Genomic DNA, 20,260 nt, shown 5'->3' on the forward strand with positions numbered 1-20,260 from the left:
AAATTTTTTAATGACTAAAATTAGAGATATCATGAAAAATATAAGTATAGTAATAATAGGTTTATTTTCAGGCTCTGTTTTTTCACAGGTAGCGATAGGAAAATCTTCTGTGTCTTCTGCTTCGGTTTCTCTGGAATTTGGCTCGGCTAATAAAGGGTTAGTACTACCTTGGGTTACTTCAACTGCCAGTGTTACAGGAGTTGTAGATGGAACAATCATTTATGATCTTACGGATCATAAAGTGAAGATAAAATATGCTTCAGGTTGGAAAGATCTTTCGGTGGATACTACAGGAACTACCATAGACCCATTGACGAATGTGGACGGAGTTACCATCCAAAATTCTGAAACAGAACTTACTGGTGCAAAAGTGGCAATAGGAGTCTTGAGTTCAACACCGGGAGTTTTGGTTTTGGAAGACACCAATAAAGCTATGGTTTTGCCGAAGGTAGCCAGTCCACATCTTAATATTATCAATCCTGCTCCGGGAATGATGGTATATGATACTGTAGCAAAACAGCTCGCTGTTTTTAATGGAACTGTTTGGTCATTTTGGAAACAGTAAATTTATAGAAAATAAAGCCGCTTCAAGCACATATTGAAGCGGCTTTTGTTTTTTGGTTTAATAATCAAATAGCACTTTTGGAATGTTCACATAAACATTTTTACACCTTATGGTTTAAAAAACGTAGAAAGCGTGAGTCCAAAATTTATACAAATTACCAATAAGTTAATGTGATGCTAACGATAGTAGTTTTATTTATTCTCACTTTTTTAAGATTCCAAATTAAAATTTCTATACCAAACTCGTTTCAATTTCTATTGGATTGGTAAGTGTTTTGTGTATAAAACACTGGTTGGCCACTTGCAACAACCTGCTTTGTTCTTCCGGTGATAAGTTGCCGTTCAGTTTTATTTTTCTTTCCAGTGAAGTGGTGTTTTTTTTCTTATCACGGCTAAAGAAAATATCCACCTCAACACTTTCAAGCGGGTAACCCTTTCTGTCGGCATACATCCTTAACGTCACCGATGTGCAGGTTGCCAATGCAGAACACAATAATTCTGTTGGTGAAAATCCCAGGTCATTACCACCATTGCTTTCAGGCTCATCAGCAATGATTTGGTTCGTGGCTGTTGTAAGCAATGTTTTATAATGCTCCTGCCTGATGATTGCTGACACTGTCTTCATAATTCAATTGTTGTTTTGCCTGTTCTATAACTGTTGTAAATGCTGCATCAAGTTCGTTATTGATAATTCCCTTTTCCGGATCAAAATTTTCCTGGAATTTGGGCAAACAGAAACTACCAATTATTTCCGCACCGTGTATAGGGAAACGAATCAATGCAGCATCCATAGCACCTTTACCGCCCCTTGGTCCGGGGGCTGTAGCAACCAACAGTAGCTTTTTGTTTTCAAACATTTTTAATTTGTGTCGGGACACCCAGTCGAATAAATTTTTAAATACTGCGGTATAAGTTCCATTGTGTTCTGACACGGAAATGATGATTAAATCGGCTCCTTCCAATTTGTTGTAAAATAATTTCACGTTTTCGGGAATACCCAATTCCTGCTCTGCATCAACTGTAAAAAGTGGCAACGGAAAATCATTTAAATCTAAAATTTCTGCTTCAGCGTCTTCAAACAGGCTGGCTGCAAATGTTGCAAAGGCTTTGTTTATGGAGCTTTTACTTGCACTGGCTCCAAATGCAATTAGTTTCATTGTTGCTATGTTGTTTAATTATAAAGTCATTGGTACTTCCATCAATAAAATTTCTGCGTCTTGCGAATCGGCTCTTATATCCAACGCATCAATATCCCAAACGCCCAACCCGTCTCTTTCTTCCAAAGCTTGTCCGTTTACGGTAAAACTTCCTTTTATTACAAAAGCATATACGCCATTGTCCTTGTTTTTTAATTGGTAGCCGGTAGAAAACCCGGAATCAAATTTACCCAGGTGAAACCAGGCATCTTGGTGTATCCAAACACCTCCATCTGCTTCATTGGGCGAGAGAATTTGTTGTAGTTTGTTGTGTCTGTCGGCTACATTTAAAGTGATTTGATCATAGCGTGGCGTTACATTCTTTTTGTTGGGGAACACCCATATCTGTAGGAATTTTACTTTTCTATCCTTGTTCTTGTTGTACTCGCTGTGCGTGATACCAGTTCCTGCGCTCATTACCTGTATGTCGCCGTGTTTTATGACGGCGGTATTTCCCATACTGTCTTTATGTTCCAAATCTCCTTCCAGTGGAATACTGATGATTTCCATATTGTCGTGCGGATGTGTGCCAAAGCCCATTCCATTATCCACAATGTCATCGTTTAAAACCCTGAGTACGCCAAAGTGCATCCGCTCCGGATTGTAGTAGTTTGCAAAACTGAATGTATGATGAGAGTTGAGCCAACCGTGGTCTGCAACGCCTCTTGTAGCGGCTTTGTGCAAAACTGTATTTGCCATAATTGTTGAATTTGTATTTTTAATGTGATTAAAACCGATGAGCTCCAGTTCCTGTAATTCATCAATATTGTTCTTAACAACATTGGCCAAAGCTCCTGTGGAAGCAAAAATTACTGAACCTAAAAAACCCTTCTTGATGAAATCTTTTCTGTCCATTTTTCTGAAATGATTTGATGACCCAAAATTAGTATGGAGGATAGGAGAAAAACATTGACCTGGTTCAAGAAATGAAACGGCTACATTATTTTTTCAATTTTCTCTTTCTGATTCGGCTCAAAAACTCGGCAGACACACCTACATAGCTTGCAATAAGGTGTTGGGGAATACGTTGCGGAAGCGTGGGGTATTTTTCTAAAAATAAATCATAACGGTCTTCGGCAGAGAGCGCCATGTAGTTGTACAACCGTTCCTGCAAGCCGGTTAAATGCCGCTGCACCATCAGTCGGAACATTCTTTCCATAAGCGGAATTTCTCGTAACAATATTTCCTTGCCTGAAAGATTGAGCATCAACAACTCGGTTTCTTCTAAGGTTTCGATAAACATTTTGCCGGGCGTTTGTTCGTGAAAACTGGTGATGTCGCTTACCCACCAGTTTTCGCAGGCAAAGGTTAAAATCACTTCAAAACCATTATTGTCGATATAGTACGTTTTTACAAGCCCTTTTACAATAAAGGCTTCAAACCTACAGACCTCGCCCTGGCGCAGTAAGAAAGTTTTTTTGGGAAATACTTTTCTTTCAAAATGTTTATTGGCAATGGAGAGCTGTTCCTGGTTTAACTGGATGCAGTTTTGGAAATATTGATTAATCTCTTCGTACATTTCTTTAGCGGAAGATTTTTTGCAAAGCTATGCCGTTGGTAGTTCCCATGTGTTTTTTTAAAAATTTAAATTTAGCAGATCAGCGTTGATAGAATGAGGATTTTGTCCCTACGCCGTTGTGTGTGCCTGTTTATTTTTATTGAACAAACTGAATATCCATGCACCAAGCGTTAATAGCAATGATAAAATCAATAAGATATTGAAGAACATTTTTACCTGTGTAGCGATACTTGCTAATGAAACCGCTAAATGACTGGAAGAAGGGTAGCTTGAAAATGATAGGGTGATAAAAATATTTTCAACATAATCTGCAAGCCCTGTGAGCAGCGGAACCAGGAACAAAAACTTCAACCCATTTTTTCGATTGCGGAATACTAAAAAAATAAGTGATGAAAATGTTAGGGCATAAATGGCGGGAAAGAAAATATCGCAAAGCATGAAATTCTTATAGATGCTTCTCCCTTCCGTTCCTAAGTTGTTCAGGTCGCTGGTAAAACTTTCAACAGTATAACCTTTGGCCTGTAAGTCGAAAGGTGTAAATGTGGGTGAAATTTTTTGCATAGACGGTGTGCTGGTCGGTAAACCGGGGGCATTCATCAATACATTGAAAACAATTAAAAGCCCAATTAAAATGAAGATGAACGGTTTTTTAGATGTTTTGTCTATTAGAGAATATATCTTATTCATAGTTGTTATTTTGATTGTAGTTGTTTCATTAATCCCAGTGCGTCCCATGAACCTTTGCCCATGCCATCTGTAACGATTCCGTTTTTAAAAGTCCAAAACCATGAGCCTTTCCAGGATACTTTTTTGTTTGTCGGGTTTATACCAAGAAATGCACCTTTATGTGTGCCGGTGGCGATCCATCTTGCGGCAATCATATTATTTTCGGCAACCATAATATCTACGGTTATTATCAAATCAGGAAATGCGGTGCGGATGAGCTGTGTAAATGCTTTTTCTTCTGTAGCAAATTCCGGCACAAAATACTTGTCGGCAACTGTGGTATCTCCTTTGTTGAACAGGTTATCAACGATGTGCAATAGTAGTTTTTTGTTAGCGGAATTAGTTTTTTGTATTTCCTTAGTTTGTGCAAAAGCCGTTGTACTCAGCAGCAACACAGCAACGAAAGAAAAAATGAAATTTTTTTTTGTTTTTATCATCGTACAAAGGTATAAATTTGTACCTTGGTATCAAAATGATACTATCATAAACTACTTACCCAATGGTAACCACTCAAAAAAAGAAGCATACGGAAAATCCCTATAATTGTCCTTTAACAGCAGCTATTGCAAAAATTGGCGGACGCTGGAAGCCAATTATTTTATTCTATTTGTCTAACGGAAACAAAAGATTTGGGAAGTTAGCAGCGATTGTTCCTCTGATTTCTAAAAAAGTCTTGTCGCAACAATTGAAAGAGTTGGCTGATGATGGTCTTATCATCCGTAAACAGTTTGATGAAGTTCCGCTACGAGTTGAATATTCATTGACTGATTTTGGTAAGTCTGTGCTGCCCATACTGGACAAAATTTGCGAATGGGGAAAGCAGTTTGTTGATAGTGATTTAGAGGAGCAAGATGGTGATTAGCATAACGTACAAAATATTGTTCGGTTTAATTTCCTGGCATTAACAGAAGAACAAATCTAAGATTCAATTAGAATTTACCTTCTCATTCCACTATACATCCCGTTTGTTGTATAAGTGGCTTTTTTGTCAATCATAAAAGATACAATCGTACTTTTTGAATTGGATTTGATTGTTAAATTTCCCTCGTCCGTAATAAAGCTATCGCCTTTCTCTAATTGTGTTTGGTTGATATTTATTTCACTACTAAATACATAAATAAAATAAATGGTGTCCTTAAAAAATGGCTTGGGTAAATTTATAATACTATTATCCTCCGTTTCAATGTCATATACCAAAATATTACTTTTGATTTCAAGCGGAGCATTGCTACTTTTTGGTCCTGCAACAAGCCGCCATTGATTGGGAATTAGTTCGCCTGCATTCGCAAACTGCACTTGAGGGGCATCGTTTTCGTTTTCAGGTCGAATAAAAATTTGCAACAACCGTACATCGTCTTTATACCTATCGGCAGGAATACTTTCTTCGTGATAAATACCGCTACCGGCATTCATCAACATTATATTTTGGGGAGTTACAGCAATTTCTTTGCCTGTGCTGTCTTTATGAAGCATTGTACCACTACGTATCAACGTGAGTATTTCGTCGTTTTGATGCGGATGCATACCGATAAATGCGCCGGGTTTCAAATGAGCATCATCAAATCTGCCCAGGTTATAAAAGCCTAAATCGTCATTGCCCGTATTCCGTCCCGGTATTACAATGTTTATGCTGAAATTGCCGTGCCCTGCTTTTTGCCTTTCCGAATCTTTGTTAATAATAAACATAGTCTCTTATTTTTTAAAATATTTCAAGCCTTATTAACAATGCCTGAAACATTTTATTTATGCCATTGATGGTAAAACATCGGTGAACAAAATCCCTAACAGCTCTCCACCTTCTGGTCTTGCCCAGTCTTGTGCAATTTCTGCCATCAATGTATTGGTTGCAGTTAAAACTACTCCGGCTTTTGCCATTCTTTGCTGGCTTAAATTTTCGCTCAAATCAAATGGCGAACCTGAAGCATCCATTACCGCCTGAACATTAAACCCTTCTTCAACAGCACTTATAGCTGGGTAAACTAAGCAAACATCTGTGGTTACACCTGCCATAATCAAATTCTTTTTTCCTGTTGCCAATACTGCGTCACGGAAATCTTTATGTTCCCAACAGTTTACAATTCCCTCTCTTTTTATTCTTTTTTCGAAAGCATCGGGTAGAATTTCAGCCAGTTCTGGTAGCAATGGACCTTGTGCGGCACTGGTTAATATAACAGGTATATTCAGCACTTTTGCCATTTTTGCCAAAGCCAAGGTTTTCTTTTGTACTTCTTCCAAAGGGATGTTTTTAATTAATTTCATAGTTCCCACTTGGTGGTCAATAAGCAATAATGCTGTATTTTCTGACGTGAATTTTGTCTTACTCATTTTATTATTTTTTTTAGAATGAGTTGCAAAATTAAAATAGTTACTATACTTTTGCAATAAGTATATAATAAGTATATTAATATCCTTTTGTATATTTAATATCAAATAAAAAATGAAACAAGATAAAATAGAAATTCAACCTGTGATGGATGCGTTGGAAGTCATCGGTGGAAAATGGAAATTCCCTATTCTGTACAGTTTATGCAGCGGTAAAAAAAGATTTAAAGATTTACAGGAAGATATTGAAAAAATAACTCCCAAAATGCTGAGCCTCGAACTTAAAGATTTGGAAATAAATGGACTGATAACCCGAACTGCCATTGCAACCGTTCCGGTAACGGTAGAATACGAAATGACCGAATACGGTAAAACATTAAAACCTGTTTTAGAACATATTCAGGATTGGGGGAAAAAGCATCGGCAAAAGATTATTAAGGACAGCGCTAAATCAAAATCATGATATTGCCGAGTCTTTCCCCTACATTGCTCCTTTCTTAAACAGACTTATTCAACAATCTGATTAAACCAGTTTGCAATTTCATTTGCAGCCTGCCCGATTACTCTTGGGTCGTCGTAAAACTGAAAGTGTACGGTTTTGTCCACCCAAACGGATTTTTTGTTTTGTGTAGGAATGGCACTGAAAATTTGTTTAGCACATTCATAACCGCCATCGCTCATTTCTCCGTGAATAAGCAATGTAGGTTTGGATATTTTTTTTGCCACAGACAAGGCATCAAAATTCAAAGTTTCCCATTCGCTCATTGCGGTTACTTTGTTTTGCCAACCGCCACGATACGTAAAATACGGAGCTTTATTTTCCCAAGGATGATACCATTCATAAATTGGTAATGGAGGCAAAAGTTGTTCGTTTCCTTTGTTGTCAATTATTTTGATGTATTCAACCTTGCCTGTTTTTTCAAATTTTTCTTTCGCCAATTTTGCTCTTTGCAAATGGGTATTCCAGGTTTTTTCATCGCCTAAAAGATGCTCCATATTTTCTTTTATCAGATAATTTCCCGAAACCAATGCTACTGCTTTTACCCGCTTGTCGTCAATGCTTACCTGCATCATTTCATTGGTGCCGTTACAGATGCCTATCACAAAAATTTTATTGGCATCCACATCATTTCTTGAGACTAAATAATCAATCGCAGCTTTTACATCTTCTTCTTTATTTTTCAGGCTTTCAAATTGTCGTGGTTGTCCTTCGCTTTCGCCATAGCTTCTTGCATCGAAACACAACGCCACAAAACCATTTTCGGCTAATCGTGTTGCGTATTGAATAGGCGATTGCTCTTTTACCGAACATATGGGTCCTAAAATAACTACCGCCGGTTTCTTCTTTTTATCATCATTTTTGCACAAAAGTCCCACCACATTTTGGCTGTTACTTTTGAAATTCACTTTTTCTATATTCATCCTATTTTTATTCTTTTCTGAAACTATTCTCTTTTCTGAAACAATTTTAAATGAAGTTTTGTAGTTATACAGTTTGTTATCGGGTAACGTAAACGCCACAAAAACTTCATTGGTGTTTAAATTAAAAATATCCACCACATTAGACCCATCTTTCTCCGTCCAAAAAATTTTATAAATTCCATTGGCAATTTCTTCAATAGTGCAATTTTCAATGGACGTTTTGCCAGTTTGGTTATTGGGAGCGGAAATGTATGTCCATTTTGCTTGTTTTTCGGATAAGATTTCTAAATTTAAGTGGAAATTATCAATCTGATAATCAAATGTTTTTCCAATAAATTGTTGGTTGGTTTGAGCTTTTACATTATTGAAAATGGATAGCAGAATTATTAGCGTTGTTAAAATTATTTTTTTCATTTATTTATTTCTATTGGATTTTGTACAAGTTGAAAAACATCATTTAGTTGTTGCTCTTTTATTGCAGCCCGACTTGAGCGGAGCTCTTTTTTCTTTTTTTGTCCTTCGACTCCGCTCAGGATGACAAAAAAGAAAAAAAGCGGGAGCGGAAGGCGGAATAGCTGCCCAAAAAATTAATTTTATTTTAATTTTTTACTCACTGAAATTCCGTTGTTCGAAACATTGATAATGGATGTTTGATAAGTGCCTAAATTTTCCAAATATTTGAAAAACCTGCCATCATCGCCATAACCATCGGTTACATTGTGCATTGTAAACAATCCGCCTGTTTTTAGTTTCGGCTCGCATAATTTAAAAAAATTGGTATAACCTTCCGCAGGTTGCGTACTCCACGTTGCGTCCGAAAAAACAAAATCGAAAGTTTGGTTGAGTGTCGGGATAATTTGCATTGCATCGCCGAATTTCATTTCAATTAAATGGGAAACGCTTGCTGCTTCAAAATTTTTTTTGGCTTTTTCGAATCTGCCTTTATCTATTTCGATGGTGATTACTTTGCCACCTGTTTTTTCTGCCGCTTTTGCCAACCAAATGGTAGAATGTCCGCTTGATGTGCCAATTTCTAAAATGTTTTTGCAATTGTTGGCAAGAATTAGTTTTTCTAATTCCTGTCCGTCTTCAAAAGGCACGTTGTAATCTGTCCAACGATTTCGTTGTTGAAGTAAGAAATCTTGAATGGTATTGGATTGAGATATTGTTTCGCTCATCATTTTTACATTATTTGATGATGCAAAGATGGGAACAAAGCAAAGAAATTTGTTAGGACAAAAACTGTTTTTATCGGTACTTTTAGGAAATGTTTTTTCTGAAATCCTGCGGCGAAAGTCCGACTTGTTTTTTGAAATAACGTGCAAAATAACTACTGTCTTCAAAACCCAGTTGGTCGGCGATTTGGCTTACCGTTAATTCGGAAAAATGCAGTAATTGTTGAGCTTCCAAAATAATTCGTTCCTTGATGATTTCGGTGGTTGTTTTTCCGCTCGTTGCTTTTACGAATGTATTCAAATGATGTGTGGAAATATTGAGTTGCGAAGCATATTCTGCAACGGGTAAATTTTTGGCAAAATTTAATTCGACCAAATGTTTAAACTGCTTGAAAATTACGATTTGATGTTTGTTGTTATTCAGGTTGTTTTTTGCAGCAAATATTTTTTGGATTCGCCTTAGCAAAACCAATAATAATGCTTGTATGGTTTCGGTAGATTGTTCGCTGTTTTTAGATTCTTGGTATAATAAATCTACAATAGGTGCTATTGCTTTTTTGTCTTCGTTTTTCAGTTGTAAAAAAGGATTTTCGTATAGATTGTCTAAATAAGAAAGCTCAAAAAGGATATTTTTATTCTGAAATATTTGCAGGAAAAATTGCTCGGTAAATAATATGGCAAAACCTTCGATATCTTCCCATTCTTCAAATAAATGCAACTGTCCCGGCGAAATAAAAAACAAGGTATCTGCCGAAACGGAATACGTTTTATAATCAATATTCTGACTGCTTTTGCCCTTTGCAATCCACAAAATTTCGTAAAAATTGTGTTTATGCGGAAACACCACATTTTCAGGTTCAGCCATATCTTCAAATTTGTCCACCAAAAAATCAATCTGTTTATCAGATTGATTAATAAGGTCGGCAATGGATATGGTTCTGAACATTTTGTAAAGATAGTGAAATTGTTTTTTGAAGTTTTTAGAAGGGTGTTTTGTGACGTTAAATGGGGATTTTAAAATTCAATAGAATTCATTTAGCTTCGCTTTTTGGGAATAACTTTTTATAGATGGCATTTTAGTGATTAGTATCATTGCTATTGTAGATTCTGCTCTAGTTATTTTACCTATTTAACGCCAACAGATAAATTTATATATTTGTAAATCTTTAATCAACAATGTCAAGAAGAAAAACGGTAAATAAAACAGGTCTGTCAAGAATTGAGGGTATTCCATATCACGATGCTTGGGTTGGTTTCATTTGTCTGAATTGCAAGGAACTAAACAATATCAAAATTGGCAGTGAGTTGTTAGACACCAAAACTGCTTTTGAAACTTGTGAATGGAAATGTTCAAAATGCGAATACGTCCATTCAAAAGATTCCGATTTACCATTTGAACACTGGGACGAAGATTTTACATTGTCAGAGTCAATAAAAGCCAAACGTTTTTGGGAAGCATTCTTTAGGATTGCAACCGAAAACTCTGATGCCTATTGGAAACAATGCAATACTTGTGGTCGAGTTTTACCATTTGCTTCGTTCAGCAAACATTCTGGTTGGGGGCCACTTGAAAGACAAATGGAATGTAGAAGCTGTAAAGGTGCAATTAATGCAGTTCTAAACCCCAAACGTACAAAGCAACAACTTCACGAATCATCTGTTAGACGAAGAATTGCAGATTTGTTGGTTGAAGGGGAAAATGAGTTTATAGACATTGAAGAATTATTTAAACGATTTGACGGTAAGTGTTTCAAAACAGGAATAAAACTTGATATTAAAAGCCGTTCTTCTTACGAGATTGACCACATTTTACCTTCAAAATGGTTATATCCATTGAAGAAAGAAAATGCTTGTTTGTTATCAAATGATGCAAATGGAAACAAAAAAGGAAAGTGGCCAAGTGAATTTTACACCAATAACGAACTGATTGAGCTTGCAAAAATAACAGGTGCTGATTTGACACTAATTTCAAGTAAAACGCCAATAATTAACACAAATATTGACGTAGATGCTTGTGTAAAAAGATATTTACAAGTTAGAGAAAAATCGCATTTACCTAAACGAATTGGTGAGTTAGTAAAGATACTTACGGACTATAATTTGGTTAATAAACTTTCATTAGCAAACAAAAAGCTATTAGGCTTCAAATAACTTAAACGAGCACCAAATATTGGTGAGAAGTTACAGTTCCTTTGTCTCTAATTCCGTGTGATTCGCAATGTTCAACGCTTTCATCAAATAAGTCTGCTGTTTTAAACCAACGTTTGCTTATTTTCTGTAATTCTTCTGCCATATCACATTTAACACTTTTCCCTAAATGTAAAACACAAACTCCGTCTTTTTTCAATCTCTCTTTTGATTGGCGAAAAATACTTTCATAAATAGTAAAATCTTTTTTTTGTCTTTCATCAACGAAAGAATTAGGTTGATGTTTAAAATCTTTGTCAGACCATCCCGAAAACCAAATACGAATCCAATTTGCCAAGTAAAATCTCGTACTGTCAAAAAATGGTGGCGATGTAATTACAGCGTCTAAATTATTTATTTCTTGTGGCCAAATTATGGTCGTATCTTGATTGAATATCTTTCCATTCTTAAAGTTTATCGATAATTCTTCTTTAATTACTCTATCAACTTTTTCAGTAACTTTCTCTATCAAATTTTTATAAATAAATTCGCCTGTTGGAGCATAAGGCACAATAGGGTGCGACCTACGGCTAAGAGCATAAGGTCTGTTTCCGTGTAAAATGTGAAGTAGCGAAGCTACTACTAACATTTCGCTTGGTGTTTTTGGATAATTTTCTTTTACGAATCTTCGAGCAAGCAAAATTTCTTTCAAAGTGTTTTCTTCGTAATATTCAGCGAGTGTTTTGTTGAAACCGAAATTTTGCACTTCTTTTAATTCGTCTTTTGTGCATTTATTTTTTGCAATGAAATGTTGTAACGCATTGATGTAACTATAGCTTTCTTCGGCTATCGGTGCAGAAACTTTTGCCTGTGAAATATAATAAGCTGGTAAACTAATGTCTATTCCATAAGACATTTTTCCTGCTAATGCCGCTTCAAATGGTATTGTTCCAACTCCTGAAAACGGGTCAAGCATTGAGCCATTTTTGGGAATGAAAGTTTTCACTAAGTGATGAGCTATTGCAGGTTTTAATTTGCCTTGATATGAGCAAAGTGAATGATTATTGTGTCCCCAATTTCTACTTGAAAATGGCTCTTGTTGATGTGGAATAATGGTTTTAAATTCTTTCCAATACGTGTCCCAAAATGCAGGTTCTGAATCGATAATGTGTTTGCCGTTTTTGTAAGCATATTGAAAAACAAGCAATGATTGCGTAAGAATTTCCTTGTTTTTAGACCGTCTTTTACGCAATATTTTGTTATCAATAAGTTTAAAACCAAGTCCTGTTAATATTTCAATTAAAATTTCGTCTGTTTTGATATGAACACCGCAAAAAATTGAATCGCCAATGTCAATTAAAAGTTTGGCGTTATTTTCTAAATGAGTTTTACAGTCGTTAAAAACCTGATACATTTCTTCAAAATAGCTTTTCGCCATTATCGGAATTCTTGAATCATAAGCATTTTCGTTCAATTCTTTTAGTGTTGATTTTAGAATTTTGCTTTTTGTGGAAATGTCTAATCCGTTCACAAAAGCATATTCTTTTTTTACGTCATTAATACCGCTTGTCAATACTTGGTCTCTGAAAAAACGCAAATCATTTTCGTATTGTAAATAGCGAAGAAACCACAATTCAACTTTGGTGTTTCTGAAATAGTTTGTTCCATTTAAATATGGTGGACTTGTGATGATTGCACCGATTTTTAATCCATTAACTCTGCTTATATTTTTTGCGTTTGATAAAATAAGTTCGTGTTCATTTTTTAAAGAATAATCAAAGTTCAACACATCTTCTGCAATGTCTGCGATTTTTTGAGGCAGAATTTCGCCAAAAGTTTTTAACTCTTTTTCAATTTCCTTTTGAGTTTTAAATCGGACATCACCTACTTTCTTTAAATAGGAAACAGGCAACAAACACGACAGAACAGAAATCGTTAAAGTGTCAGCTAATAGTTCATCTTCTAGTCTTACAATGTCAATATAAGAACGAAGCTTTAGTATTTGTGATAATGTTTCTTCTGAAAAATATTTGCTGTTAGCAAATATTAATTTATACCCTTCTCTTAACGATTTATCTTCTTCAAACTTATCTATATTTTTTATGATAGATTTTGAAATATTTGTTAAGTCATTTGATAATTTTTTTCGTTGTTGTTCTTTTGCTTTTAAAACAGTCAATTTGGTTTGAATGAGATATTGAAGCAAAGGATTTACTTCGGAATAAACAGTAGATAAATTTACTTGGTCAGAAGCAAAAAGGGTAGTACCTGTTCCTGCAAAAGGCTCATAAATCAAAGTGTCTTTGATTTCAAAGTTCTCTATTAGTGATTTTACAAAGTCAGTTGAATAGCCTTCAATATATGGATACCAACGCTGAAAAGGTGTGTCTTTGCTTTTTATAAAGGTTACGTCTTTTTTTGTCATTCCATTTACTTGGTCGACTTCTGATAAGTTTTGTTTTATTAACCTCTTTACTGCTTGATTGATTGAACGTTCTTGTTTTTCTGCGTATAAAGAAAGTTGTTTGTATGTATTGATACCGATAAGCTCCTTTATTTCCTGTGTGGACATATCCTTAACCTTTGAGTAATAAGGAACTTCAGGCTCACTAAAAGCCAATGTTACAGATTTGTCTTTTGTTTCGTCAGACGGATAGTCGCTGAAATAAATTGCTTTGTAAAATTGTTTAGCCATATTTTGAAGTAAGTATCAGTTTATGATAGTTACTTCGCAAAAATAATAATTATTAGTTTATCAAACAAGGTTTAACTACAAAATTATGGGCGGGTTTAATCGTCTCTTGTTAATAAGAAAAATTGCTCTTGTTTAATTGCAACAGTTTAGAGCTTTCATTCAGGCGAAAAATTGAAACATTACTATTTAACTAATGTACAAAATTTTTATAAAACACAAAAGCCGAAGCAAAGACTCCAGCTTTATTTATATCAAATTATCTGATTGGAATTTTACAACCAAATAGCTTTATAACTCAATTCGGTAGGTGTTTCTATATAAAAAAGTTCGCCTTGAAAATCTATATCGAGGCTTTTTGTGTTGGAAATTCTGATAGCGTCATCTTTTTCAATTTTATTATTGTCGGCAAAGCCATTTCCATTAATCACATAAAAAGTGTAACTGCTGTTTTCATTTAAAGTCAAGCGGGTTTTTGTAGGCACGTCGAAGATTAGTTTTTTGATGGCTAAATTCGGGGTCATTGCAAAAGCGTTGCTTTTTTGTCCAATGTAGGTAATGGTTTTTATTCCGTTTTCTATTTCGGGAGCGAAATCTTTGCTGTGGTAATCTACATAAGCAGGTTTTTGCTGAATGGCTTCGTAAAAATTAGGGTCGAACCAAATTTGGAAACTGCTGGTTCCTTTGGAAATTCTTTCCTGATGCTGAATTCCACTATTGGACTGAATAACCTGAAAATCGCCCGTTTCTAAAGGAGTCCAAACTTTGGTAGCGGTGTCGTAATGGGTTACGTTTCCTTCTAAAATAAACGTCATAATTTCGAAGCCTTCGTGCGGATGTAATCCAAACTCGCAATCTTCAAGTGCTACTGCGTGACTCCAATAAAATAAGCTGGAGTAAGGTTTTACCGTAGATTTTGTTCCCGATGCAACGGGTTTGTTTACCAAAAAATTTCCATTGAAAATGGTGGTATTAAATTGATCTGATTTTTTTTGTATTTGTATCATTTGTAATTTCTAATTTCTAATTGTTGTTCCAATATTTTTATCAATCATTTTTCTACAACCCTTTCAGGATTCAAAATCCTGAAAGGGTTGTTTTGTAGAATCTCTCGCAGCCCGACTTGAACGGAGCTCTTTTTTCTTTTTTGTGCTTTAGGAGACAAAAAAGAAAAAAAGCGGGAGTGGAAGGCGGAAATAGCTGCCCAAATAAAATATAAATTGCTATTTCATTATTCTGAAATTGAGTTTAAAAATCTATTTACCCAATTTTGAAACTACTTCTTGCAGGTTAATTTGCATTACTTTTTGTCCGTCCGGAGTGCTGAAATCTTGGAACAATTCTGTAACGGTAGCATTGGCAGACAACACTTTTGCACCAATTTGTCTGAAATAATCGAAAGAGGTTTCATCTGCCATTTTGCTCATACTTCCACTTGCGTCGGCAACTACAATTACGTTGTATCCCAAATCGATAGCGGAAGTTACGGTGTGCAATAAACAAATATCAGTTGTTAATCCGCAAATGATAAGGTTTTTTCTATTCAAGTTTTTTACTGCGGTTTTGAAATTGGGATCAATAAAACAGTTTAATGTTCCGCCTCTTTTAATTCTTGCGGCATATTGTTTAGGTGCAGCTTGCTGAATTCCTTCCCACGTTAAGCCTACTTGTTCTTCCATTGTTGTGGTAATCAAAAGCGGAACATTTACTTCTGCTCCCACTCTTGCGAGCATTCTTAGGTTGTTTTCTACCGTTTTTTTATCTTGACTGTAAATCCAATCCATTGTTGTTTTTTGATGATCCACCAAAAGAATAGCCGAATTTTGTGGAGTGAATTTTACAGAAACTGTTTTTGTTTGACCGAAAGTTACTATTGAAAGCATTGTTGTTACAAATAGTAACGCAGTTTTAAAAATTTTTGTCATTTTTTTATAAATTTTAATTAATTACAATGCAAAATTACGTATTTTTACTTTCTAAAATATAGTTGTTACCTATTGGTAAGTAGTTACCTTGAAGTAAGTAAATTGAAAATCAGATGGCAAAAGAAATATCAGAAGTGGCTTGTCCGCAAAGATTAAGAGCATCCCGAGATGCTTTGGAAGTAATACAAGGGAAATGGAGAATCCCAATTATTATATCTTTAACGTATGGAAAAAAACGTTTTGGGGAAATCAGTAGAGATATTCAGGATATTTCTCCAAAAATGTTATCACAAGAGCTAAAAGCCTTGGAAGAAAATAAAATTATTACCCGAACTCTTTACGACAGTATGCCTGTAACGGTAGAATATTCTTTAACGGAATTGGGACTTTCTTTACACAAATTATTGGAGGAATTGCTTATTTGGGGTATTCATTTTCGGGAAACGGTGGTTGGGAAATAGTTATTGATATTCCTTTGCCATCTATTCAAAATACTTTTTTGACATTATTTTTTTGTGTTTACATATGCGACAGATGATACTCTCCCCATTTATTAATTTCAGTAATAAGTTGGTTGAGGGAGAGTCCCAATTCCGTAACCGAATATTCCACACGAGGTGGAACTTCCGCATATACTTTTCGGGTAATCAGTTTTTCTTCTTCTAATTCTTTCAGCACTTTTACCAGCATTTTGGGCGTTACTTCCGGAATGGCTCTCTCTAATTCTTTATAGCGAAGCGTTCCTTTCAGCACCAAACTATTGACAACCACAATTTTCCATTTTCCGCCTATGATAGACATCGCATGACTTACTGCACATCTGTTTTTGTCCTCTTTTTTCATTGCTAAATCATTGATTTTAAACAATACTTTCCTAAAGCATATTAATATACTTAGTGGTAACTACTTGCAAATATATAGCACTATAATTATTTTTGCAAACTCAATTAAACAATTATAAAAATGAGTAACAATCTACAAGGAAAAAAAGCCATTGTTGCAGGCGGAAGTCGTGGTATTGGTAAAGAAATAGTTTTAGAACTGGCAAGACAAGGAGCAGAGGTTTTGTTTACCTATGCTGGTAACGAAGCTGCTGCAAAAGCTACCGAAGAAGAAGCCAAACAAATTCAGCCTTCGGTAACGGCAGTAAAAGCCGATATTGCCAACAAAGAAGAAATGAGCAATGTTTTTGATTTGGCTGAAAAAAATTTCGGAGGCAAGGCAGACATTTATATTGGAGTAGCATTTTCTCCTGCAGTTTTTATGCCTACGGCAATGTTTACGGACGAGGCTTATGATGGAATGTTTAACGCCGTAAAAGGTCATTATTTTACTTTGCAAAAAGCAGCACAAAGTTTAAACAACGGTGGTAAAATAATTGTTTTCAGTAGCGGTGCAGCCGTAATGCCACAACCAGCGAGTGGTGCTTATGCAGGAGCAAAATCGGCAATAGAAAAATTTGCATTGTCTTTGGCGAAAGAAACAGGAGCTCAACAGATTACCGTAAATGTGGTTTCTCCAGGTGTTACCCAAACCGACGGATTGGTTGCTCCGAAAGAAATGATTGATATGTTGGTAGCACAAACACCTCTAGGAAGATTAGGCACTGTGGAAGATGTAGCCCACGCTACCGTACAACTATGTACTCCTGCAATGAACTGGGTAAACGGACAAGTAATCCAAATAAACGGAGGAATCCTTTAAAAAATATTCTTTAGGAAAATGAGACAACCCAGCCTGTTTATTTCCCATGGCACTATGTATGAAGCCTTCAAAAGTGTTCGGTTGCAATCTGACTTCCTGAAAATTCGTAAGGAACATATAAAACAGGTTCCAGATGTTATTGTTGTCTTTTCGGGGCATTGGCAAACGGAAACTATTGCTGTAACCATCAATGCGGAAATGACACCTTTGGACGAAGGTTTTCCTGCTGAATTTCAGGCAGATTACCACACCAACGGACATCCCGAATTAGGAAATCGTATGCTGGAAATGCTCATCAATAATGGAATAAATGCCAAACCCAATAAGCATCGTGGGTTAGACCACGGTGCTTTAATTCCGTTGCTATTGCTTTTCCCTGATGAAAAAATTCCGGTTGTGCAAATTTCACAACAATATTTGCTCGACCCGAATTTTCATAAAAAAGTGGCAGAAACTCTAAGTCCGCTTCGGGAGGAGAATATTCTTTTCATAGGCAGCGGTGGTTTGGTACACAACAGAAATGAAATCCAAAAATTTGGCGGGCACGAAATCGAACCCGACTTTTGGGCGAAAGAATTTGATGATTTTATTACAAACGAATTAGCTGAAACCTCCGATTTGTCTCATTCCGAAAAAATGATTGCAGCATACCGCCATCCTTTATTTTCCAAATCTCATCCTACTTCCGAACATTTTTTACCTTTGGTATTTGCAAGTGTTTTTGGAGAAAAAGCTACCAAAATTTACGAAGCCTTTCAGTGGAAAAATCTTTCTATGTCTGCTTTTATGTTTGAGTAAAAAACTGTTAATTAAAAAATACCTCACCACAAGAATTCAATATTTCACGAAAGCTCTTTCTGAAGATTTTGCAGATATTGCGTCCAAGCTTTGGAGCAGCCACCATAACATTCTATTTGCGGAATTAAACCATCGTGTGTAAATGTGACTCTGGTCTCGTTACCAACCTTTTCAATGTCGAAACCAAATTTCGTTCCCGCCCATTCATTCGTGTTTTTCAAAAACGACAGATTACTTACGGTAACCAGCCAAACTATTTTTCTGTCGGCAACAAGTTCTGTTAATTTTTGGTTGGAATAATGCACACCGTCGCCAGCACGGAAAGAAAATTCATCGTTAATGGCTTCACTTTTTCCTTCTATCGCTTCGCCAAATAAACCTACCCACCAATTTTTAGGATTTATCAAATGAGCAAACACTTCACTGGTGTCTTTTGACGTGGTAAAACTGTATTGAAAACTTTGATTTATCATCGCTGTTTATTTTTAGTGGAGTAACACAATTTGGCCTGAATGGTACTGTAAATGCGAGGTTCTTGTAATGATGATATTGAGCTTGTTTCGATGCGGTTCTTTTGCAAAATCTTCTTCAGAAACTGCCGTGTGTTTTTCAAACCATTCTTCTGGTGTCATTTGTTCAAATTTTTCCTGCAAATAAGCATTCTGCTTTTCCCACATTGCTCTCAACTCAGCAGCAGTAGGTGTTTGAACAGCTACTTTATCTGCTTGCGTAATAAAAGGCTCAAACAGTTCCGGATATAATTTTTCGCCCATATCCAAAAGTCTTAACATATCATCGTGTACCGCAATTAGATGCCCAAGCAAATAAGTTCCCCTGTTTTTGCCCGGTGCAATTTCTTTTTGCAATTGCTCATCTGTCAATGCGTTTAAGTGTTTGTTGAGATTTTCAATAGAACCATTCCATCTGTCCATAACCATTTTTACCAATAATGCTGTTGTTGTCATTTTTTTAAATTTTATTTTACAAAGGTAGTGTCTAAAACATGTACTTATATTGTGCAATTTAGACATTATCAAGGGTTGATTTAGACAATTGTTTTAAATAGCTTTGTATCAAAAAAGAAATGAAGCATCTGAGTATCCTGGTTCCGGACGAACAAACCAATATGAGTACCATTGCTTGTATTGTAGGTGCGTATCAAGTATTTGGCGAAGCGAATAATTATCTGGCAAAAAAAGTTGAAAGACCCATTTTTAAAGTGGAGCTGGTGGGCGCTTCAAAAGATGATTTTTTGAATGACAACCTGTTTTCTGTAAAGCATCAGGTTACCATCAATGAAATAGGCAATACCAACCTTATCATCATTCCGGCCTCCTTAATTCGCAGTTATAAAACGGCTTCTAAAAATAATAAACGGTTAATAGACTGGGTAGCCAAACAGTACAAACAAGGTGCAGAAATTGCTAGTATGTGTGCCGGAAGTTTTATGTTGGCTGCTACCGGAATTCTTACAGGGAAAAATTGTTCCACGCATTGGGCTTTATCCGAAAATTTCAGGGAATTGTATCCTGATGTGCAGTTACAAACCGACCAGTTGATTACAGACGAAAACGGAATCTACACCAATGGTGGCGCTTATTCGTTTTTGCATTTGTTGATGTATTTGGTAGAAAAATTTTACGACAGGCAAACCGCCATTCATTGTGCCAAATATTTTCAGATAGATTTAGACAGAAACCTGCAAGCCGAATTTTCTATTTTTAATGGACATAAAAAACATAATGACGATGATATCCTGAAAGCCCAACAATTTCTGGAAGAAAATTATCATGATAAAATTTCCATTGAAAGATTGGCATCAGATTTTAACATTGGCAGAAGAAATTTTGACAGAAGGTTCATCAAGGCAACCGGTTTTACACCACTTGATTATTTACAAAGAGTAAAAATGGAAGCGGCTAAGAAAATGTTTGAAACTACTCGGAAAACGGTCAATGAAATCATGTATGAAGTGGGTTACAATGACGCAAAAGCGTTTCGTGATGTATTCTGTCGTATAACCGGTTTGTCACCTTTGGAGTATAAACTGAAGTATAACAAAGAAAGTAGTTTGATGGTGTAGTCTAGAT

The 20,260-nt window shown here is 35.7% G+C and carries 25 protein-coding genes; 8 read left to right on the forward strand and 17 right to left on the reverse strand.

Annotation, left to right across the window (positions count from 1 at the left end; all coding sequences use genetic code 11):
- Nucleotides 1-31: 31 nt before the first annotated feature.
- Nucleotides 32-565: a hypothetical protein gene (locus tag AC2A1C_RS03300; protein ID WP_484023435.1), complete on the forward strand. Its 534-nt coding sequence runs from the start codon at nucleotides 32-34 to the stop codon at nucleotides 563-565.
- Between the two features lie 231 nt (nucleotides 566-796).
- On the opposite strand, the gene AC2A1C_RS03305 is transcribed toward AC2A1C_RS03300, so the two are convergent.
- The 6 genes from AC2A1C_RS03305 to AC2A1C_RS03330 all read right to left on the reverse strand — a co-directional run bounded on the left by AC2A1C_RS03305 (nucleotide 797) and on the right by AC2A1C_RS03330 (nucleotide 4,442).
- Nucleotides 797-1,189 (reverse strand): OsmC family protein, encoded by a 393-nt coding sequence (locus AC2A1C_RS03305; protein WP_484023437.1) that lies wholly within the window; start codon nucleotides 1,187-1,189, stop codon nucleotides 797-799.
- Nucleotides 1,149-1,721, reverse strand: coding sequence for an NADPH-dependent FMN reductase (locus tag AC2A1C_RS03310; RefSeq protein ID WP_484023439.1), 573 nt, complete (start codon nucleotides 1,719-1,721; stop codon nucleotides 1,149-1,151). The genes AC2A1C_RS03305 and AC2A1C_RS03310 overlap by 41 nt, the downstream gene beginning before the upstream one ends.
- An 18-nt stretch (nucleotides 1,722-1,739) precedes the next feature.
- Nucleotides 1,740-2,459 carry a pirin family protein gene (locus AC2A1C_RS03315; protein ID WP_484023646.1) on the reverse strand — a complete coding sequence of 240 codons (720 nt, stop codon included), beginning with the start codon at nucleotides 2,457-2,459 and terminating at the stop codon, nucleotides 1,740-1,742.
- Nucleotides 2,460-2,700: 241 nt separating this feature from the next.
- The gene (locus AC2A1C_RS03320; protein ID WP_484023440.1) at nucleotides 2,701-3,279 is read right to left on the reverse strand and encodes a Crp/Fnr family transcriptional regulator; all 579 of its coding nucleotides are present in this window, start codon (nucleotides 3,277-3,279) and stop codon (nucleotides 2,701-2,703) included.
- A gap of 108 nt (nucleotides 3,280-3,387) precedes the next feature.
- Nucleotides 3,388-3,966, reverse strand: a complete 579-nt coding sequence (locus AC2A1C_RS03325) for a hypothetical protein (RefSeq protein ID WP_484023442.1) — start codon at nucleotides 3,964-3,966, stop codon at nucleotides 3,388-3,390.
- A gap of 5 nt (nucleotides 3,967-3,971) precedes the next feature.
- Complete coding sequence (locus AC2A1C_RS03330; protein ID WP_484023444.1) at nucleotides 3,972-4,442, reverse strand: ester cyclase; 471 nt, start codon at nucleotides 4,440-4,442, stop codon at nucleotides 3,972-3,974.
- Between the two features lie 62 nt (nucleotides 4,443-4,504).
- On the opposite strand from AC2A1C_RS03330, the gene AC2A1C_RS03335 reads away from it, so the two are divergent.
- Nucleotides 4,505-4,867: a winged helix-turn-helix transcriptional regulator gene (locus tag AC2A1C_RS03335; protein ID WP_484023446.1), complete on the forward strand. Its 363-nt coding sequence runs from the start codon at nucleotides 4,505-4,507 to the stop codon at nucleotides 4,865-4,867.
- Nucleotides 4,868-4,941: 74 nt separating this feature from the next.
- On the opposite strand, the gene AC2A1C_RS03340 is transcribed toward AC2A1C_RS03335, so the two are convergent.
- Nucleotides 4,942-5,691: a pirin family protein gene (locus AC2A1C_RS03340; protein WP_484023448.1), complete on the reverse strand. Its 750-nt coding sequence runs from the start codon at nucleotides 5,689-5,691 to the stop codon at nucleotides 4,942-4,944.
- Between the two features lie 57 nt (nucleotides 5,692-5,748).
- Nucleotides 5,749-6,330, reverse strand: a complete 582-nt coding sequence (locus AC2A1C_RS03345) for an isochorismatase family protein (RefSeq protein ID WP_484023450.1) — start codon at nucleotides 6,328-6,330, stop codon at nucleotides 5,749-5,751.
- 112 nt (nucleotides 6,331-6,442) lie between these two features.
- Between AC2A1C_RS03345 and AC2A1C_RS03350 the strand changes: the two genes are divergently transcribed.
- On the forward strand, nucleotides 6,443-6,790 hold the full coding sequence (locus tag AC2A1C_RS03350) for a winged helix-turn-helix transcriptional regulator (protein WP_484023452.1): 348 nt from the start codon (nucleotides 6,443-6,445) through the stop codon (nucleotides 6,788-6,790).
- Nucleotides 6,791-6,834: 44 nt separating this feature from the next.
- On the opposite strand, the gene AC2A1C_RS03355 is transcribed toward AC2A1C_RS03350, so the two are convergent.
- From AC2A1C_RS03355 to AC2A1C_RS03365, 3 genes are all read right to left on the reverse strand, one after another.
- A complete protein-coding gene (locus AC2A1C_RS03355; protein ID WP_484023454.1) occupies nucleotides 6,835-8,163 on the reverse strand; it encodes an alpha/beta fold hydrolase in 1,329 nt (442 codons plus the stop codon).
- Between the two features lie 179 nt (nucleotides 8,164-8,342).
- Complete coding sequence (locus tag AC2A1C_RS03360) at nucleotides 8,343-8,927, reverse strand: O-methyltransferase (RefSeq protein WP_484023456.1); 585 nt, start codon at nucleotides 8,925-8,927, stop codon at nucleotides 8,343-8,345.
- A gap of 82 nt (nucleotides 8,928-9,009) precedes the next feature.
- The gene (locus AC2A1C_RS03365) at nucleotides 9,010-9,870 is read right to left on the reverse strand and encodes an AraC family transcriptional regulator (RefSeq protein ID WP_484023458.1); all 861 of its coding nucleotides are present in this window, start codon (nucleotides 9,868-9,870) and stop codon (nucleotides 9,010-9,012) included.
- A 230-nt stretch (nucleotides 9,871-10,100) separates the two neighbouring features.
- Between AC2A1C_RS03365 and AC2A1C_RS03370 the strand changes: the two genes are divergently transcribed.
- A complete protein-coding gene (locus AC2A1C_RS03370; RefSeq protein ID WP_484023460.1) occupies nucleotides 10,101-11,075 on the forward strand; it encodes a hypothetical protein in 975 nt (324 codons plus the stop codon).
- A gap of 1 nt (nucleotide 11,076) precedes the next feature.
- On the opposite strand, the gene AC2A1C_RS03375 is transcribed toward AC2A1C_RS03370, so the two are convergent.
- The 3 genes from AC2A1C_RS03375 to AC2A1C_RS03385 form a co-directional block, all read right to left on the reverse strand.
- Nucleotides 11,077-13,746, reverse strand: a complete 2,670-nt coding sequence (locus tag AC2A1C_RS03375; protein WP_484023462.1) for a DNA methyltransferase — start codon at nucleotides 13,744-13,746, stop codon at nucleotides 11,077-11,079.
- Nucleotides 13,747-14,018: 272 nt separating this feature from the next.
- Nucleotides 14,019-14,750 (reverse strand): pirin family protein, encoded by a 732-nt coding sequence (locus AC2A1C_RS03380; RefSeq protein WP_484023464.1) that lies wholly within the window; start codon nucleotides 14,748-14,750, stop codon nucleotides 14,019-14,021.
- Nucleotides 14,751-14,999: 249 nt separating this feature from the next.
- Nucleotides 15,000-15,668, reverse strand: a complete 669-nt coding sequence (locus tag AC2A1C_RS03385) for an isochorismatase family protein (RefSeq protein WP_484023466.1) — start codon at nucleotides 15,666-15,668, stop codon at nucleotides 15,000-15,002.
- A 113-nt stretch (nucleotides 15,669-15,781) separates the two neighbouring features.
- Between AC2A1C_RS03385 and AC2A1C_RS03390 the strand changes: the two genes are divergently transcribed.
- A complete protein-coding gene (locus AC2A1C_RS03390) occupies nucleotides 15,782-16,129 on the forward strand; it encodes a winged helix-turn-helix transcriptional regulator (protein ID WP_484023468.1) in 348 nt (115 codons plus the stop codon).
- 58 nt (nucleotides 16,130-16,187) lie between these two features.
- Here AC2A1C_RS03390 and AC2A1C_RS03395 read toward each other — a convergent pair whose 3' ends face one another.
- Nucleotides 16,188-16,511 carry a winged helix-turn-helix transcriptional regulator gene (locus AC2A1C_RS03395; RefSeq protein WP_484023470.1) on the reverse strand — a complete coding sequence of 108 codons (324 nt, stop codon included), beginning with the start codon at nucleotides 16,509-16,511 and terminating at the stop codon, nucleotides 16,188-16,190.
- Between the two features lie 120 nt (nucleotides 16,512-16,631).
- Between AC2A1C_RS03395 and AC2A1C_RS03400 the strand changes: the two genes are divergently transcribed.
- The gene (locus AC2A1C_RS03400; protein WP_484023472.1) at nucleotides 16,632-17,372 is read left to right on the forward strand and encodes an SDR family oxidoreductase; all 741 of its coding nucleotides are present in this window, start codon (nucleotides 16,632-16,634) and stop codon (nucleotides 17,370-17,372) included.
- 18 nt (nucleotides 17,373-17,390) lie between these two features.
- Complete coding sequence (locus AC2A1C_RS03405) at nucleotides 17,391-18,170, forward strand: DODA-type extradiol aromatic ring-opening family dioxygenase (RefSeq protein ID WP_484023474.1); 780 nt, start codon at nucleotides 17,391-17,393, stop codon at nucleotides 18,168-18,170.
- Nucleotides 18,171-18,214: 44 nt separating this feature from the next.
- Here AC2A1C_RS03405 and AC2A1C_RS03410 read toward each other — a convergent pair whose 3' ends face one another.
- Nucleotides 18,215-18,643: an SRPBCC family protein gene (locus AC2A1C_RS03410; protein ID WP_484023476.1), complete on the reverse strand. Its 429-nt coding sequence runs from the start codon at nucleotides 18,641-18,643 to the stop codon at nucleotides 18,215-18,217.
- A gap of 12 nt (nucleotides 18,644-18,655) precedes the next feature.
- On the reverse strand, nucleotides 18,656-19,135 hold the full coding sequence (locus AC2A1C_RS03415; protein WP_484023478.1) for a DinB family protein: 480 nt from the start codon (nucleotides 19,133-19,135) through the stop codon (nucleotides 18,656-18,658).
- 119 nt (nucleotides 19,136-19,254) lie between these two features.
- Between AC2A1C_RS03415 and AC2A1C_RS03420 the strand changes: the two genes are divergently transcribed.
- A complete protein-coding gene (locus AC2A1C_RS03420) occupies nucleotides 19,255-20,253 on the forward strand; it encodes a GlxA family transcriptional regulator (RefSeq protein WP_484023480.1) in 999 nt (332 codons plus the stop codon).
- Nucleotides 20,254-20,260: the final 7 nt, after the last annotated feature.

This window comes from Chryseobacterium sp. HNCC26DJ241 (assembly GCF_057180505.1).